The sequence below is a fragment of the Paenibacillus pabuli NBRC 13638 genome (assembly GCF_001514495.1).
GTDB lineage: Bacteria > Bacillota > Bacilli > Paenibacillales > Paenibacillaceae > Paenibacillus > Paenibacillus pabuli.
Genome location: NZ_BCNM01000001.1, coordinates 804,989 through 819,249, shown reverse-complemented (window position 1 = coordinate 819,249; position 14,261 = coordinate 804,989). Strand labels below are relative to the sequence as shown.

Below are 14,261 nucleotides of genomic sequence, written 5' to 3'. Positions count from 1 at the left end.
AATCTTTTGAAACCCGAAACAAATCATATGTATTTATGAATATATATAAAATACAAAAATCCGCTGTCATGGGCTGACAAACGGATCATGGTTCTACTATGGTTTATACTATGGTTTATAATACGGTTTACTTCATACTTGAGTACATCCACATCAACAAGCAGATTTAGATAGCTGGCATCACATTGCCGCCACTGACCGGGATATAAGCTCCTGTAATAAAAGAGGACAGGTCGGATGCCAAAAAGGCTACTGCATTGGCAATCTCCTGATCTTCACCTCTACGTTTCAACGGCACCGTTTGAATATAACCCTCATCATGTCCAGGCTCACTGTTGCGGTCGCGCTCACTGATCGTCCATCCAGGCGCAACCTGATTGACCGTAATTTGATATTCCCCTACCTCCTTCGCCAGCACACGGTACAACCCATCCATCCCGCGTTTTCCCGCCGTATATGCAGATTGGGTAGCAAAATTTTGCATCGCACATTCCGTATTGATACCGATAAATCGACCAGATCTTGCTTCCTTCATCGCTGGAATAAATGCTTTGGCAAGAAAAACACTCTGCATCACGCAGGATTCAAACTGGCTTATATAATCGTCCGGTGATTGTTCCAGCACGGTTGTCCAGGCATATTGGATAACCGCATTGGCTACCACAATATCCACAGCCCCGAGGCTGGAATGAATTTCATCACGCATCTGAAATGCCGTTTCCTGTTTGGTGACATCACCCTGAACAATGACCGTTTTCCGACCAATTGCTTCAATCTCGCCTTGAAGCTCTCTGGCCTTCGTTTCATTATTTATGTAATGCAGCGCGAGGTTTGCACCACAGTCTGCCAACGTACGAGCGATGACTCTTCCCAATTGGCCGGTTGCTCCAGTCACCAGAGCCGTCTTACCTGTAAGATCTAATTTCATAGGGATAGATCCTCTCCTTTAAACTACATGAGTATTCACGAAATTTAGCAAAGACCAAAGAAGGATTGCACAAAGGTTTGAGTCATTAATCAACCGGAAAACGATTTCGGTATATAGCAATTATTGTGTTTTATTCGATGTGATTCATCGCCCGCCTATTAGTTTTCGTGCTGAATCAGATCGATTTCCTGAAAGCGACTAACTTCCTTTTCCCACCGTTCTTCGACATACTTGCGGTGAACAGGGTGATCATTATAGGTATCATACGCTGCCTGATCAGCAAAGACCATTGAGAAACTGTAATCAAACTCGTTCTTTTCGCTTATCTGACGCAGTACCTCAAATTGCTCCACACCCGGAATAGTCGCCAAAGCTGCCTCACTTTCTTTCAAAAATGCCTCAGCTTCAGGTGTATCCTTGCCTGCGTAAAGTGTAAACGTTACCATATGTTTGATGCTACTCATCTCTATTTCCTCCTCAAGTATGATTTCACTCCGCTTCCTAGTGTACCTCCGTTTGATATGTAAGCGCAATAATTGTATGCAATTATTTATTTATCGTTACGATCTGGACAGCAATCCCATATTAACTATGGGTTATTGGCAGGCAAATACAAAAAAGCCTCGAGGACAATTCCCCGAGGCTCCTTTGCAATCTATGGACAACCTATTTGATGTTGTATTTACGGTTAAATTTATCAACACGACCACCGATGTCCACGTTTCTTTGTTTACCAGTGAAGAATGGGTGGGATGCGGAGCTAGTGTCCACACGGATTACCGGGTAAGTGTTGCCATCTTCCCATTCCATTGTTTCGTTCGAGAATTTAGTCGAAGAACTCAGGAATTTGTAATCAGCACTTGCATCGAAGAAAATTACGGTTTGTGTCTTTGGATGGATATCAGCTTTTGGCATAATCTATTTACACTCCTTTAATATGGGTACTTCCTAGAATAGAACTAAATTTTATTATACTCTTTTTTTGGACGAAGTACCAGTCGGAATTGAAGAAATGATAATTATTTTACAATTCACTCGGATCTGCACGGATTTCAAAGTTCAAGTGATGCCTTTCTCCAGTACATTCAACATATATTCTAATGCTTCAAGTTCATCTCTTCCCCGTGTCTGCAATCTCACCACACTCCCATGTCGAATGGGAAGAAGCGCCATTCCGAGCAGGCTTTTGACATCTACACGATGCTCATGATCTGCATCCGTAAATGACAGTGATATATCCGAGGAAAAACGCGCCGCTTGAGAAGATACAGACATCAGATCATCCCGGTGGAAATCGGAGTGAATCCTAAATTCATGTGTTCTCACAACCTTCAGTTCCTTTCGCTAGATGCTATTTAACCCATTTAGTGTGTATAATTTTATATATTAAAATCTTCAAGCATTATACCACGTTATGGAAGCTTGTTTAATCCTTTTGTGGTGAAAAATACAAAAAAAGAAACCCTGAATATCAGGGCTCCTTTGAAATGAATTCACTTCCCGTTCGGATATACCATTACTTTTAGACTTCCACTCTTGTTATGCAATGCTCGTTCCATAGCCTGTTGTGTCTCCTCAAGTGAATAACGGTCAGTAATCAGGGACATTACATCATGCTGGCCTGAACTCAGAAACTCAATTCCCGCCGGATACGTATTGGCATAACGGAAAATCCCGTATATATCCACCTCATTGTCGGCAATAAAAGGAACATTGAGTGCAATCTCGTCCTGCGCAGGCAGTCCTACAATGGCAAGCTTGCCTCCGCGACGGAGGGAATATAATGCAGACTGAAGCGCCTTCGGATTACCCGCTGTTTCCCACGCCGTATCTACACCGACACCGTTCGTTAACTCACGGATCACGGCCAGTGCATCTTCGTTCCGCACATTAATGGTATGGGTGGCGCCTATGCGACGAGCGGCTTCCAGTCTCACTTCCTCCAGATCTGTCACAATGATGCGTTCCACACCGAACGATTTGGCAGCTGCCACAGCCATCAGTCCAACAGGTCCCATGCCCATAATGGCAAGTGTTGTTCCAGGAGCCAGTTTACTGCGTCTTGCAGCATGAATGCCTACAGAGAAAGGTTCGTTCATGGCCGCCTCTTCAAAAGACAGATGATTCGGGATGGGGAAGACCATATCTTCACGAACGGTCATGTACTGCACAAATGCCCCATCCACCGGAGGTGTCGCCAGAAATTGCACATCAGGACACAGATTATACCGGCCTTCTTTACAAGCCGTACAACGCCCGCAGGTTACCCCAGGCTCAATCGCTACCCGATCTCCTTCTTTCAGCCGTGTTACTTTCGATCCTACAGATGCTACGATGCCTGCACATTCATGTCCGAGAATAATCGGTTTCTCAACCACAAATCGGCCAATTCTGCCATGTTCAAAATAATGCACATCCGATCCGCAGACGCCAACCGCCATTACCTGAATAAGCACCTCGTCATCAGCCGGCCGGGGTACAGCCTGCTCCTCAATGATAATGTGCCCAGGCTCTGTCATGACAGCAGCCTTCATGGTCGCGGGTAATTGATGATGTCCCATGTGTGCCCTCCTTCTCATGTATGCCAACGTTGTACTTTCCTCCGAAGAAGATCGGACTATTCCATATAAATGTTCAACTCCAACTTATATCCCTTTCGTATCCAGACTAATATATCGTTCTTCCTTGTTCATCTGCAATACCGCTTTTGCGATAGAAGTACGTATTGATCATGTCTCGCCATTCCTTGGCATGCTCCGCCTGCCCTGCCTGTAACGAAGCGACCTTATCAAATATAGTCGGATCAATCTTGCCTTCCAGCTGTCCCCAGGTTTGGGCTAACGCCGCTGCCTGCTCTGCTCCATCAAAATGTGTATCATAAATATGCTGAATGACCGTTTTGCCTGAATGCAGGACATGGGTATACGGGACATGGTGGAAAAATAACAGCAGCTCGTCCGGGCAGGAATCCACGGATTCATATCTTTCGGCATTTTCCCGGTGGTATTGCGAAGTATACCCCGTACCACTACTCACGGTTCGGTCCACACCTATGCCATCGCAATCAGCAAAGTGATATGTCCCCCACTTGGAATATTCATAGCCATCCACATTAGGTCCATAATGGTGCTCCGGATTAACCATCCAGCCTACCCCAAGCGGAGCCGTATAATTTTCATAGATTTCCAACGAGTTCAGAAGCATGCCCGAGACTAAACGAACCACCTCTTCGTCATGTCCAAATGTAAGTCGGACCCATTCCTCCGCAATCTCTTCCGATGACAGCTCCGGATTCCAGGCAAGTCTTCCATATCCGTACAGATTCGCCTGAGCGAGCGGATGTCCTGTCCAGCAAGCATCAGCGCCGATATTGGAGACTGCGGCAAAGCCGCTATATGGCCTGTTGTACAGAGACCCGTCAGCAATTCGTTTGATTTCAGACCCAGGGCCTTTGGCAAACGTATCAAAATCCAATACTTCTTTCCACTGTGGAATCAGATAACATAGATGGCGCTGCTGGCCCGTATACTCCTGCGTAATTTGGAACTCCAATACCTGATTTGTTTGCTCCATCGCCCCGAACAGAGGGGATACGGCCTCCCGTACCTGAAAGTCCATCGGTCCATTTTTGATCTGCAAAATGACGTTATCCGCAAATCGGCCATCCAGCGGCTTGAAGTGGTCATATGCCGCCCGCGCACGATCCGTGGAACGGTCTCGCCAGTCCTGCTTGCAGTTATAAACGAAGCAGCGCCAGATTACCAGTCCACCAAAGGGACGAAGTGCCTCAGCCAGCATGTTTGCTCCATCCGCATGATCCCGATTGTACGTAAATGGGCCTGGGCGATTTTCCGAATCCGCTTTAATCAGATAGCCGCCAAAATCCGGAATTGCCGCATACACCTTCGCTGTCTGGACGTTCCACCATTCACGTACCTGCTCGTCCAGTGGATCTGCCGTAAGCAGCCCGCCAATCTCGATCGGACTGGCATAGTTGGCACTTAAGAACAATCGAATGCCGTAGGCTCTGAATATTGCAGCAACCTTTGCAACATCACCCAGAAAACGTTCCGTCAGGAACAGGGTTTCTCGCTGATGCACGTTTACGTTATTGATTGAGATCGCGTTCATGCCTGTGGAAGCAAGCAGTCTGGCATAGTCCCGGATGCGCCCGAGGTCCTTCGTGAATTCTCCGTTGTCATAGAAAATGGACTCGCCGGCATAACCGCGCTCGATGCTACCGTCCACGTTATCCCACTGGTTGATCATGCGTAATGCATTAACGGGTTGCTCGGTAATATAGCTTAGTCTTTCCGCAGCAAAATCCGCTTCGATTGAGGTTGCTTGGTCCAGCACCAGCTCCCTCAACAGATGAAAAGTACCGTACAGAACACCTTGAGGGGTTTCAGAACCAATAAATAGCCTGCCGCGTTCCTGATCTTGACGAATAATATAGCCTTCCCCATGCACAGCTGAGCGTTCCGTGTCGCTGAATGCTTGAGCTACGGCTTCCGAGCCCTTCCAGGTACCAAGCCAGATCCCTTGTGCCGCATGATGAGCCAAACCGGGCTCACTCGTTTGGCTGGAGTCTGCATGACTAACTTTTGGCTTGATCCCAAACAGCTTATCGAGCCCCTGTGCCAGTTCCGCTATGGCTGTTGATAGAATTTCCTGATCTTCCTCCACCGACACGGTATGACTCCAAACTGGAGCCGCCTTTCTGGCAGCTCCCTTCACCCCCGACTGACCTTGGAGATACCCAAGCCATGCATCATATTGCGGCCCGGTAATATGAGTTTTAAGGGTGGTGTTGCTCATTGCACCGTCGCCTCCTTGCTGGCATAGATCTGCTCCAGACGAGTACCTTTGCCTTCGAGGAGCCATAGAATCGATGTTACACCGCGCGGATAATATTTACTTCCGACCGCGACGCCCGCCAGGATCTGGTCACTCCAGCACCAGTAGGACTCCTCTGGATGCAGCAGCCAGTTTACATGGGCAGCGTCAGAAGCCTTCCCTGTTTCATCCCAATCCACGCCCAGTAATTCTCGCGCAATGAACTGGGACAGATATATTTTGCTGAGCCACGAGTTATTACTTGTTGAGGACAGCTTCCAGCCTCCATCTTCAAACAGACAGGTACCAGGTACAAGAACGGTTTTAAGATGAGTTCGAAGTGCTTGCAGATAAGGACCAAAACGGCCATTTACATCCAGCGCACCTTCACAGCCGGTGAAGTAAGGGAACACCAAACCTTCAATCGCTGGAATGATGCGGGAATCATTGTTTTCGGCGATAACTGCCGGGATGTAACCACCATCGGTCAACTGGGCTGCGATACTGGCTGCACAGCGATCCGCCTGACGGCCTGCATGATGAGACAGTTCAGCCAGCTTCTCTGCAGCAAATAGTTTCTCCAGTGCAACATAAACGGCCCAGCATTTTCCCGCCAGATAGATGTTATTCCGGGATTGTCCAAGGGACACATCCAGACTGTCGTACGTGGTAATCTCGGCTCCGCCCTTGGTACGGCTGCTATCCAGACCCATCAGGCCATTGCGCTGCTGTTCATCCGGATGATCACGGTTCAACATGCTTTCGAAGCAATCACGGATAACAGGAAGCATCTCTTTAACAAATTCCCGATCCTGCGTCTGTTCAATATATACTGTTGCACAGCAGAGCCAGTTGACCAGTTCCTCGTGACTCATTTGCGAGAAGCAGTCATCAATGCCTACCAGTTCATAAGCAGAGTGTCCCGGACGCGAGAAAACATTGGCTACGCCGATATCATGAGTAAACGTAATGCCTCCCGGATATTCCTTCTCTTCTCCCGGGAAACGCACTTGATCCGTATAACTGTAGCGTTTCACAAACCACTCCAGCTCGTTACGCACGGTCCAGGGATTCAATGCTAATTCAAAATACAGCTGATCTGCGGTCAGATCCAGTGTATTCATCATTCGGTATTCGCCTTCATTTACGATCCAGAACGGTTCGCCGTCGGCATCCAGCAGTTGCGTACTTGCATAGTAGCTGTGAATGGAATGGGCAAGCATAAAGTACTGATCTTCACTCAATACAGCTGCGCCAAGACGTTGCTCCACTTCCTTACAGGAAGCAGTCAACTCACTAAAACGGTCAAGTGCATATTTCCCAGCTTCCAGGATATCCGCAAAATAACGGGTGTACCAATAGGTCGTGTCCATACCCGAAGTAACAATCCCGCCTCGATAGAAACATACGGCAAATTGGAACGTACGCTTCTCTCCCGCTGGAACGTCCATCAATAATGCAGCTGTTTCGCCCAATCCGAAAGCCAGATTCTCACGATGCTTCTCCTGTAATATCTTCTCCAGTGTAAATCCGCGCGCAGGCCATAGTCCCTCATCCGTAGACAAAATGGCGGTTAAGCGTCCTTGTCCAACCCCCGTTAATGATCCACCCTCTGGTCCTCCGATGATCCGCATGGCGGAGTAAGGATCATTACCCTGATAACCAAAATAGGCTTTACGCGGCTGCTGTCCTTGCGTGTTATCAATCGTCATCTCTACCAGCACCGCAGGCACAAGCGCATCCATTAATGCTTGACGATCGCCACTTAGCGGTTCGGGTACAGGACGCACAGGTGAGTAGATGCGAAAAATCAGATCACCAGCCGTCCACGTATCTGTGCCCGAAGTGAATTCACGGGTAATATCTTCATCACGAAACGCTGAAATCAACGAACCGGACTTCTGTACTCCAACTCCTGCTGATGTGCTCGCTCCACTTCCCGTCGAGATCGACGAGGTCTGATCCGGATCCGAATGTTCCACTTTCTCGACATCATACCGAACGCTTGCATCCTCAACGGCTTCGAAAAAGGGTAATGCTTCATAATTCTCACCGTCGCGAGATTGTAAACCGATATATATATTCTGATCTGCTGGTTTGCCAAGTTCCAGTCCCAGTCCGCCTTTGGCTCCTTTGTAACCTAGTGTGAAACTGGCGAAAGCTCCGATTGGTGAGTGATGGGCATTATAAAAAATGGATTTTTTGGATGTACTCATAAATGATGACCCCTCTCAAATGGTTTGCATGCGTTTTCATTAGCCCCATCCTAACATGCGCATTCCACCATAGACCATGGTCAAATCAATCGGATATTTACCCAAATCAAGCTGATAGACTATAATATAATGAAGCGGTTACAACGGATTATATTTTATCGAATTCCATCAATTACGTCAGGAGCAGCCATAGATGATAAAGGGGGTCTTCCATGTCTTCCACCTATTTGCCTCCCGCTTTGGGAGAAAGTGTGCATGAAGTGTTTTACCCGGATGTACAAACAACGGTGAATCTGTTCGCCATTCATTTGCGAGGTGTCGGGGCTGATTGGGATTACCCCGCACATGAACATCCGCAATATGAGTTGAATTATGTGACAGAAGGCGAACAATGCATGACCGTGAACGGGAAGGTGTATATTCAAAAGGCTGGCGAATTGCTCCTGATTCCTCCAGGAAGCATTCATTCCAGCCATAGTCATAAGGGCAAGGGGTTCACCTATTTTTGCATGCATTTTGATATCGACGATCAGTTATTTCTCTCTTTGCTTGCACGAATCAAGCAAGTTTTGTTCGATGCAGATAGTCCGGTTACCCGCCAAATCGAGCCTGTACTTCGAAAATTAATGTCTTCTGCTGATAATCAGGCGGCAAGTACAATGGTACAGCGTATGCAGCTGCAGTCGGCAGTGTTTGAATTGTTCGGTCATTTGTGGGAAGCGGTCTCTCAGGAGGTTGCTCAATTGTTCACGGACGGTTATGAGAAAATCGAGCTGGCTCACCAAATTCGTAATCGGCTGCAAGGACTGGTGAGTCAGCATTTCAAGCAGGGACGTGAGTCCGACAGCCACTATGGCATTGATGATATTGCAGCCGAGCTGGGGATCAGTTCTTCCCATTGTAACCGTGTATTCCGTCAGGTGTATGGTCAGTCTCCGCGTGTCTATCTGTCCGAGATGGTTCTGCATGAAGCCAAAGTTCTGCTGGGTAATCCCGAACTATCGGTTCAGAACATCGCTTCCATGCTTGGTTATAAGGATATTGCCCATTTCAGCCGTCAATTCAAGCGTTGGTCCGGTATTTCCCCATCACGCTACAGACAGGAACAGCCTGCTCCCGAATGAGTTTAAATTCATTGAACAGCATTCCAGTATGGCATATGAATGGGGATACGATTAAACGTCGTTCTTTATTTCAGCAGACGTTTAATCGTCTTCAGCTTATTATCGTAAGGCGGATATAAAATCGACAAGTTTAATCTGGTGCTCTTTTTGAGCACACTTTTCATATGGGAGAAGGTCTCCAGGCTGTAACGCCCATGATAAGCGCCCACACCTGAATGTCCTACGCCGCCAAATGGCAGTCGCGGATTAGCCACATGGGTGATCGTATCGTTAATGCATCCGCCTCCAAAAGAAACCTCGCGCATCACTTGATCCTGTAGCTGTGTATCGGATGTAAAGAGATACAGCGCCAGTGGTTTGGGCCGCTTTACAATGCCATCAATCGCCTCATCAATATGAGTGTAACTGATTATGGGCAGAATCGGACCAAAAATCTCGTCCTCCATGGATGCCGCTTCCCAGGATTCCGCATCTATGAATGTTGGTTCAATATAACGATCTTCCTCATCGGAGCGACCACCATATATGACATGAGCCTGATCGCGCTCGATAAGTGTTGTAAGTCGTTTGAAATGAGCTTTGTTGACGATTCGCCCATAATCCCGATTGTGCTGAATATCCGTACCGAAGAAGGACTCGACCGCTGCTTTCATTTCAGAAATCAAGAGATCTTTCACCTGTTCATGTACAAGCAGATAATCCGGAGCGATGCAGGTCTGACCCGTATTGAGCAGTTTCCCCCATATAATCCGCTGCGCAGCCACTTTGAGATCTGCGCGCTTATCCACGATAACCGGACTTTTACCGCCAAGCTCCAGCGTAACCGGAACGAGATTTTTGGCTGCAGCCTCCATGACGATTTTTCCCACCGGTACACTGCCTGTAAAGAAGATATAGTCAAACGACGCGTTAATGAGCCATGTGGTTGTGTCTTTGGCTCCTTCTACCACGTGAACGTAAGCAGGTTCGAAGACGGAGCTAATCATCTCACGAATAACCGCGGAGACAGCCGGTGTGTTCTCTGATGCTTTGAGGACCGCCGTATTTCCTGCCGCTAACGCACCAACGAGGGTTCAATTAACAGCTGGAAGGGATAGTTAAAAGGCCCAATAATCAATACCGCACCATAAGGTTCAGGAATGATATAACTTTTGGACCCGACCAGCGCGAATTGGGTTTTAACTTTGACCGGTTTGACCCACTTTCTCACTTGCCGAATGGTATGCGTGATACTATCCAGCATGAATCCAATCTCCGTGGTGTACGATTCGAACTCACTCTTGCCCAAATCCTGATAGAGCGCCTCGGTAAGACGGATCTCATACTTTTGAATCGCCTGTTTCAACCGGGTTAAATGTGCAATGCGAGCCTCAGGCGAACGCGTAGCTCCTGTTCGAAAAAATTGCCGCTGCCGCCGTAAAATCTGTTCAACTTCAGGTTCGCTTAATTCCTGCATGACACTCAATTAATCCAACTCCTCTTCGAATTAATGATGATTCGTTTAAACGTACGAACATATAGCCCGCATAGCCCACATGCCAAGGCATGTAAACCATTCTTGCTTATAAGCACTCCTCTTCCATCGCAGCCACCAGTTCCTTTAATAATTCCACTGAGGACTTTAATGAAGCGGAATAATATCGCTGCGTTCCCTTTTGTTCCACGGAGATGAGTCCTTTCTCAAGCAGCAGTTTGAGATGATGGGATATTGCAGGCCGGGATAAGCTGAACTGTTCTGTAATTTCATTAACCGTCATGCTGCCCTTCTCACTGAGAGCAAGTAAAATAGCCTGACGATGGTTGTCACTAAGTACCTGAAATAAGGGGATACATGTTTGAAAAATGGATATTGCTTTTTGTCCCATTGGTTTCACCTCTATGCAGTCTGCAGACCATAAATCTGCCATGTCTATTGGTTTAAACATTTAAACCTAATAACTGTATTCTACTCCACTCCCCTGTCAACAGCAAGCTCGCGCACAATAATAAGATAACGAGTTATATAAAGCGCTTCCATACTACCATACAAGTATGGTAGTATATCATTGAAGGAGTTGAAGTTATGGAATATCCCCCTAGGTCTTCGTCCAAAGCCGATTTATTATCATCCTTAATAAGCCCGTCTTCTCTGAAAAAGCCGACATTCTCTTCGCGTGATGCGGTCTATACGACGTTGAAGCAGTTAATTTTGAGTTTGAAGCTGCCTCCCGGGACCGCTATCTCGGAGAAAGAGATCTCACTGGAGTTCAATGTGAGCCGGACCCCTGTTCGGGAAAGCTTTGTCAGACTAGCACAGGAAGGTCTGCTGGAAGTATATCCGCAGCGGGGGACATATGTATCTCTGATTCAGGTTGATCTTGTGGAAGAAGCGCGATTCATGCGTGAACAGCTTGAGCGTGCCGTTATACGGCTTGCCTGTGTGCAGTTCCCGGATGAACAGTTGAAGATATTGCAGCAGAATCTTTCACAGCAGCAGGAATGCATACTTGAACCGGATGATGAACGAATGTTCGGATTGGATGAGGAATTCCATAGTACTCTCTTTGCAGGCTGCAACAAAAGTAATACCTGGTCCGTGATCCAGCATATGAACGTGCATCTGAACCGGAGCCGGATGCTCCGCCTTTCTTCGGATCATCATTGGGATCACTTGATTGAACAGCATCGATCCATGGTTCAAGCCATACTGGAGCACGATGCCCGAACGGCGGAGCACATCATGCAGGAACATCTGCACTTAACCGTCACGGATCTGGCTGTCCTGCGGGATACATACCCTTCTTATTTTCAATGATGGATAGACCTGTTTTTTTAAGAGGTTGTTCAAAAAGTCCGCTTTTGATTACGAAGGATGCCTAGTGGCATCATCAGCATCGAATATGGAATTCAGCCGAAATAAGCGGATGCTTGCGACGTATGTTTTCTTCGAAAACATTGTAGTTGCTCACGTAGTTTTCCCTACGCTCCGCTACTCCATTTCTAGCTTCATCCCATCTTCTCGGTACTGAAAACCTGTCTTTTTGAACACGCACTTTAATACTAATCTTGATGAGGTGAACGTGATGAGAATGGTTTTTCGCTGGTTTGGTGAAGGCAATGATACCGTAACGCTGGATCACATCCGTCAGATTCCTGGTGTCGAAGGTATTGTATGGGCCCTTCATGATGTTCCGGCAGGAGATGAATGGCCCATGGACAAAATTCTGGCGGTCAAAGCCGCTGCAGATCAGGCCGGTTTGCATCTGGATGTGGTTGAGAGTGTCAATATCCATGAGGATATCAAACTCGGTCTGCCTACACGGGACAAATACATTGCCAATTACAAAAAAACGATGGAAAAACTCGCCCAGGTTGGCGTTAAAGTCATCTGTTATAATTTTATGCCGATCTTCGACTGGCTTCGTACCGATCTGCATAAGGAAATGGAAGATGGCTCTACAGCCCTCTTTTACGAAAGCAGCAAAATTGCGGATATTGAACCGCTTGAACTGGTTCGCCGCATTACCGAAAATTCCGCTTTGACCATGCCAGGCTGGGAACCGGAGCGATTGCAGTATTTAACTGGTCTGTTCGAAGCCTACAAAGAAGTGACAGAGGAAGATATGTGGGAGCATGCCCGCTATTTCCTGCAGGAGATTATTCCTACCGCTGAGCGGCTCGGCATTCGAATGGCTATCCATCCGGATGATCCGCCTTGGCCAATCTTTGGCTTACCTAAAATCATTATCAACCAGGATAATGTTCGCAGATATTTAAACCTTTATGACAGCCCTTACAATTGTGTAACCCTATGCAGCGGCTCTCTTGGAGCCAATCCGGCTAATGATATTATCGGCATGATTCATGAATTCAAGGACCGGATCCCTTTTGCCCATATTCGCAATGTCAAAGTATACGATAATGGTGACTTTATCGAAACCTCCCACCGCAGTCAGGATGGAAACGTGGATATTGCTGGTGTCGTTGAGGCTTATCACAATATTGGATATGAAGGTTATGCACGGCCAGACCACGGGCGACATCTCTGGGGTGAGCAGTGCAGACCGGGATATGGACTCTATGACCGGGCTCTGGGAATTATGTATCTGTGGGGCGTCTGGGACTCCCTGCAAAGGAGGTCAAAATCATGAATAACTTTGCTGAAGAAAGATCGACACGTCTGGAAGGCAGGGTAGCTGTAATCACGGGCGGGGCAGGCGTTCTGTGCCGTTCCATGGCTGAAGAGCTCGCGCGGCATGGTGCAAGTGTAGCGATTCTGAACCGTACCATATCCAAAGGAGAAGAAGTCGCTGCGGCAATCGAAGCTGCCGGCGGCAAAGCGATTGCTGTAGCTTGTGATGTAACCCAGGCGGATAGCGTTATCGCGGCAGCTGCAACGGTTCAGGATAAGCTGGGCTCCTGCGACATCCTTATTAATGGAGCGGGCGGCAACCATGCCAGCGCCAATACCACGAATGAAATATTCAGACAGGAAGATCTGGATCAACCGGATATCACTACTTTTTTTGATGTAAGTGTGGAGGGATTCCGTCAAGTGATGGATCTGAATTTTGTCGGATCGCTTATCCCTACCCAGGTTTTCGCAAGACAAATGATTGAACGTAATGTTCCAGCTACCGTCATTAATATTTCGTCGATGAGTGCCCCTTCGCCCATGACCAAAGTTCCTGCGTACAGTGCAGCGAAAGCCGCGATTAACAACTTTACGCAGTGGCTGGCGGTACATCTGGCCGAATCGGGAATCCGGGTTAACGCCATTGCACCAGGGTTTTTCCTGACGGAGCAAAATCGTAATCTGCTGCTTAAGCCAGACGGCTCGCCAACAGAGCGTTCAAGCAAAATCATTGCGCACACGCCTATGCGGCGTTTCGGCAAACCTGAAGATCTGCTGGGTACGCTGATGTGGCTGGCTGATGAACGGCAATCCGGTTTTGTTACAGGTACCGTAATACCTGTGGATGGCGGGTTTATGGCCTACTCAGGAGTATGACCTCTGTTCTATTTTCATGAATCATTCAAACCAATTCTATGGACTTCATCATCATCATCCGAAGCCTGGGTTACTATCCAGGTTTCGGTTTTTTTGTGTTCAAGAATAAGAATATCCAGCAAAGGAAAAGCTTGTTATAGTCCGTTAAAACGGATTACAACATGAAA

General features: G+C 47.4%; 12 protein-coding genes and 1 pseudogene. 4 read left to right on the top strand and 9 right to left on the bottom strand.

Features of this window, described 5'->3' with window-relative positions; translation table 11 throughout:
- Window positions 1–166 precede the first annotated feature (166 nt).
- The 7 genes from PPA03S_RS03220 to PPA03S_RS03190 all read right to left on the bottom strand — a co-directional run bounded on the left by PPA03S_RS03220 (window position 167) and on the right by PPA03S_RS03190 (window position 7,980).
- Window positions 167–928 carry an SDR family NAD(P)-dependent oxidoreductase gene (locus PPA03S_RS03220; protein ID WP_062319708.1) on the bottom strand — a complete coding sequence of 254 codons (762 nt, stop codon included), beginning with the start codon at window positions 926–928 and terminating at the stop codon, window positions 167–169.
- Window positions 929–1,086: 158 nt separating this feature from the next.
- Window positions 1,087–1,392, bottom strand: a complete 306-nt coding sequence (locus PPA03S_RS03215; protein WP_062319706.1) for a Dabb family protein — start codon at window positions 1,390–1,392, stop codon at window positions 1,087–1,089.
- Between the two features lie 202 nt (window positions 1,393–1,594).
- Window positions 1,595–1,843 (bottom strand): type B 50S ribosomal protein L31, encoded by a 249-nt coding sequence (locus PPA03S_RS03210; protein ID WP_062319704.1) that lies wholly within the window; start codon window positions 1,841–1,843, stop codon window positions 1,595–1,597.
- Between the two features lie 144 nt (window positions 1,844–1,987).
- On the bottom strand, window positions 1,988–2,254 hold the full coding sequence (locus PPA03S_RS03205) for an HPr family phosphocarrier protein (protein ID WP_068963921.1): 267 nt from the start codon (window positions 2,252–2,254) through the stop codon (window positions 1,988–1,990).
- 167 nt (window positions 2,255–2,421) lie between these two features.
- Entirely contained in the window at window positions 2,422–3,489 is a 1,068-nt protein-coding gene (gene gutB, locus PPA03S_RS03200; protein WP_062319700.1) for an NAD(P)-dependent alcohol dehydrogenase, read from the bottom strand.
- A gap of 106 nt (window positions 3,490–3,595) precedes the next feature.
- Window positions 3,596–5,746, bottom strand: coding sequence for an alpha-glucuronidase family glycosyl hydrolase (locus tag PPA03S_RS03195; RefSeq protein ID WP_062319698.1), 2,151 nt, complete (start codon window positions 5,744–5,746; stop codon window positions 3,596–3,598).
- On the bottom strand, window positions 5,743–7,980 hold the full coding sequence (locus tag PPA03S_RS03190; RefSeq protein WP_062319696.1) for a glycoside hydrolase family 52 protein: 2,238 nt from the start codon (window positions 7,978–7,980) through the stop codon (window positions 5,743–5,745). Before PPA03S_RS03190 ends, PPA03S_RS03195 begins: the two co-directional genes overlap by 4 nt.
- A gap of 212 nt (window positions 7,981–8,192) precedes the next feature.
- Here PPA03S_RS03190 and PPA03S_RS03185 point away from each other — a divergent pair, with 212 nt between their 5' ends.
- A complete protein-coding gene (locus tag PPA03S_RS03185) occupies window positions 8,193–9,104 on the top strand; it encodes a helix-turn-helix domain-containing protein (RefSeq protein WP_062319694.1) in 912 nt (303 codons plus the stop codon).
- Between the two features lie 65 nt (window positions 9,105–9,169).
- On the opposite strand, the pseudogene PPA03S_RS03180 reads toward PPA03S_RS03185, so the two are convergent.
- Window positions 9,170–10,560 (bottom strand): annotated as a pseudogene (locus tag PPA03S_RS03180) (aldehyde dehydrogenase).
- Between the two features lie 106 nt (window positions 10,561–10,666).
- Complete coding sequence (locus tag PPA03S_RS03175) at window positions 10,667–10,969, bottom strand: ArsR/SmtB family transcription factor (protein WP_062319692.1); 303 nt, start codon at window positions 10,967–10,969, stop codon at window positions 10,667–10,669.
- Between the two features lie 197 nt (window positions 10,970–11,166).
- Between PPA03S_RS03175 and PPA03S_RS03170 the strand changes: the two genes are divergently transcribed.
- From PPA03S_RS03170 to PPA03S_RS03160, 3 genes are all read left to right on the top strand, one after another.
- A complete protein-coding gene (locus PPA03S_RS03170; RefSeq protein ID WP_082703971.1) occupies window positions 11,167–11,898 on the top strand; it encodes a GntR family transcriptional regulator in 732 nt (243 codons plus the stop codon).
- Window positions 11,899–12,166: 268 nt separating this feature from the next.
- Entirely contained in the window at window positions 12,167–13,234 is a 1,068-nt protein-coding gene (gene uxuA, locus PPA03S_RS03165) for a mannonate dehydratase (protein ID WP_062319690.1), read from the top strand.
- The gene (locus PPA03S_RS03160) at window positions 13,231–14,094 is read left to right on the top strand and encodes an SDR family oxidoreductase (protein ID WP_062319688.1); all 864 of its coding nucleotides are present in this window, start codon (window positions 13,231–13,233) and stop codon (window positions 14,092–14,094) included. Before uxuA ends, PPA03S_RS03160 begins: the two co-directional genes overlap by 4 nt.
- Window positions 14,095–14,261 lie beyond the last annotated feature (167 nt).

Bases quoted from the DNA above. Each gene is read 5' to 3' on its own strand.
- PPA03S_RS03220 (WP_062319708.1), bottom strand. From the start codon at position 928: ATGAAATTAGATCTTACAGGTAAGACGGCTCTGGTGACTGGAGCAACC.
- PPA03S_RS03215 (WP_062319706.1), bottom strand. From the start codon at position 1,392: ATGAGTAGCATCAAACATATGGTAACGTTTACACTTTACGCAGGCAAG.
- PPA03S_RS03210 (WP_062319704.1), bottom strand. From the start codon at position 1,843: ATGCCAAAAGCTGATATCCATCCAAAGACACAAACCGTAATTTTCTTC.
- gutB (WP_062319700.1), bottom strand. From the start codon at position 3,489: ATGGGACATCATCAATTACCCGCGACCATGAAGGCTGCTGTCATGACA.
- PPA03S_RS03195 (WP_062319698.1), bottom strand. From the start codon at position 5,746: ATGAGCAACACCACCCTTAAAACTCATATTACCGGGCCGCAATATGAT.
- PPA03S_RS03190 (WP_062319696.1), bottom strand. From the start codon at position 7,980: ATGAGTACATCCAAAAAATCCATTTTTTATAATGCCCATCACTCACCA.
- PPA03S_RS03185 (WP_062319694.1), top strand. From the start codon at position 8,193: ATGTCTTCCACCTATTTGCCTCCCGCTTTGGGAGAAAGTGTGCATGAA.
- PPA03S_RS03175 (WP_062319692.1), bottom strand. From the start codon at position 10,969: ATGGGACAAAAAGCAATATCCATTTTTCAAACATGTATCCCCTTATTT.
- PPA03S_RS03170 (WP_082703971.1), top strand. From the start codon at position 11,167: ATGGAATATCCCCCTAGGTCTTCGTCCAAAGCCGATTTATTATCATCC.
- uxuA (WP_062319690.1), top strand. From the start codon at position 12,167: ATGAGAATGGTTTTTCGCTGGTTTGGTGAAGGCAATGATACCGTAACG.
- PPA03S_RS03160 (WP_062319688.1), top strand. From the start codon at position 13,231: ATGAATAACTTTGCTGAAGAAAGATCGACACGTCTGGAAGGCAGGGTA.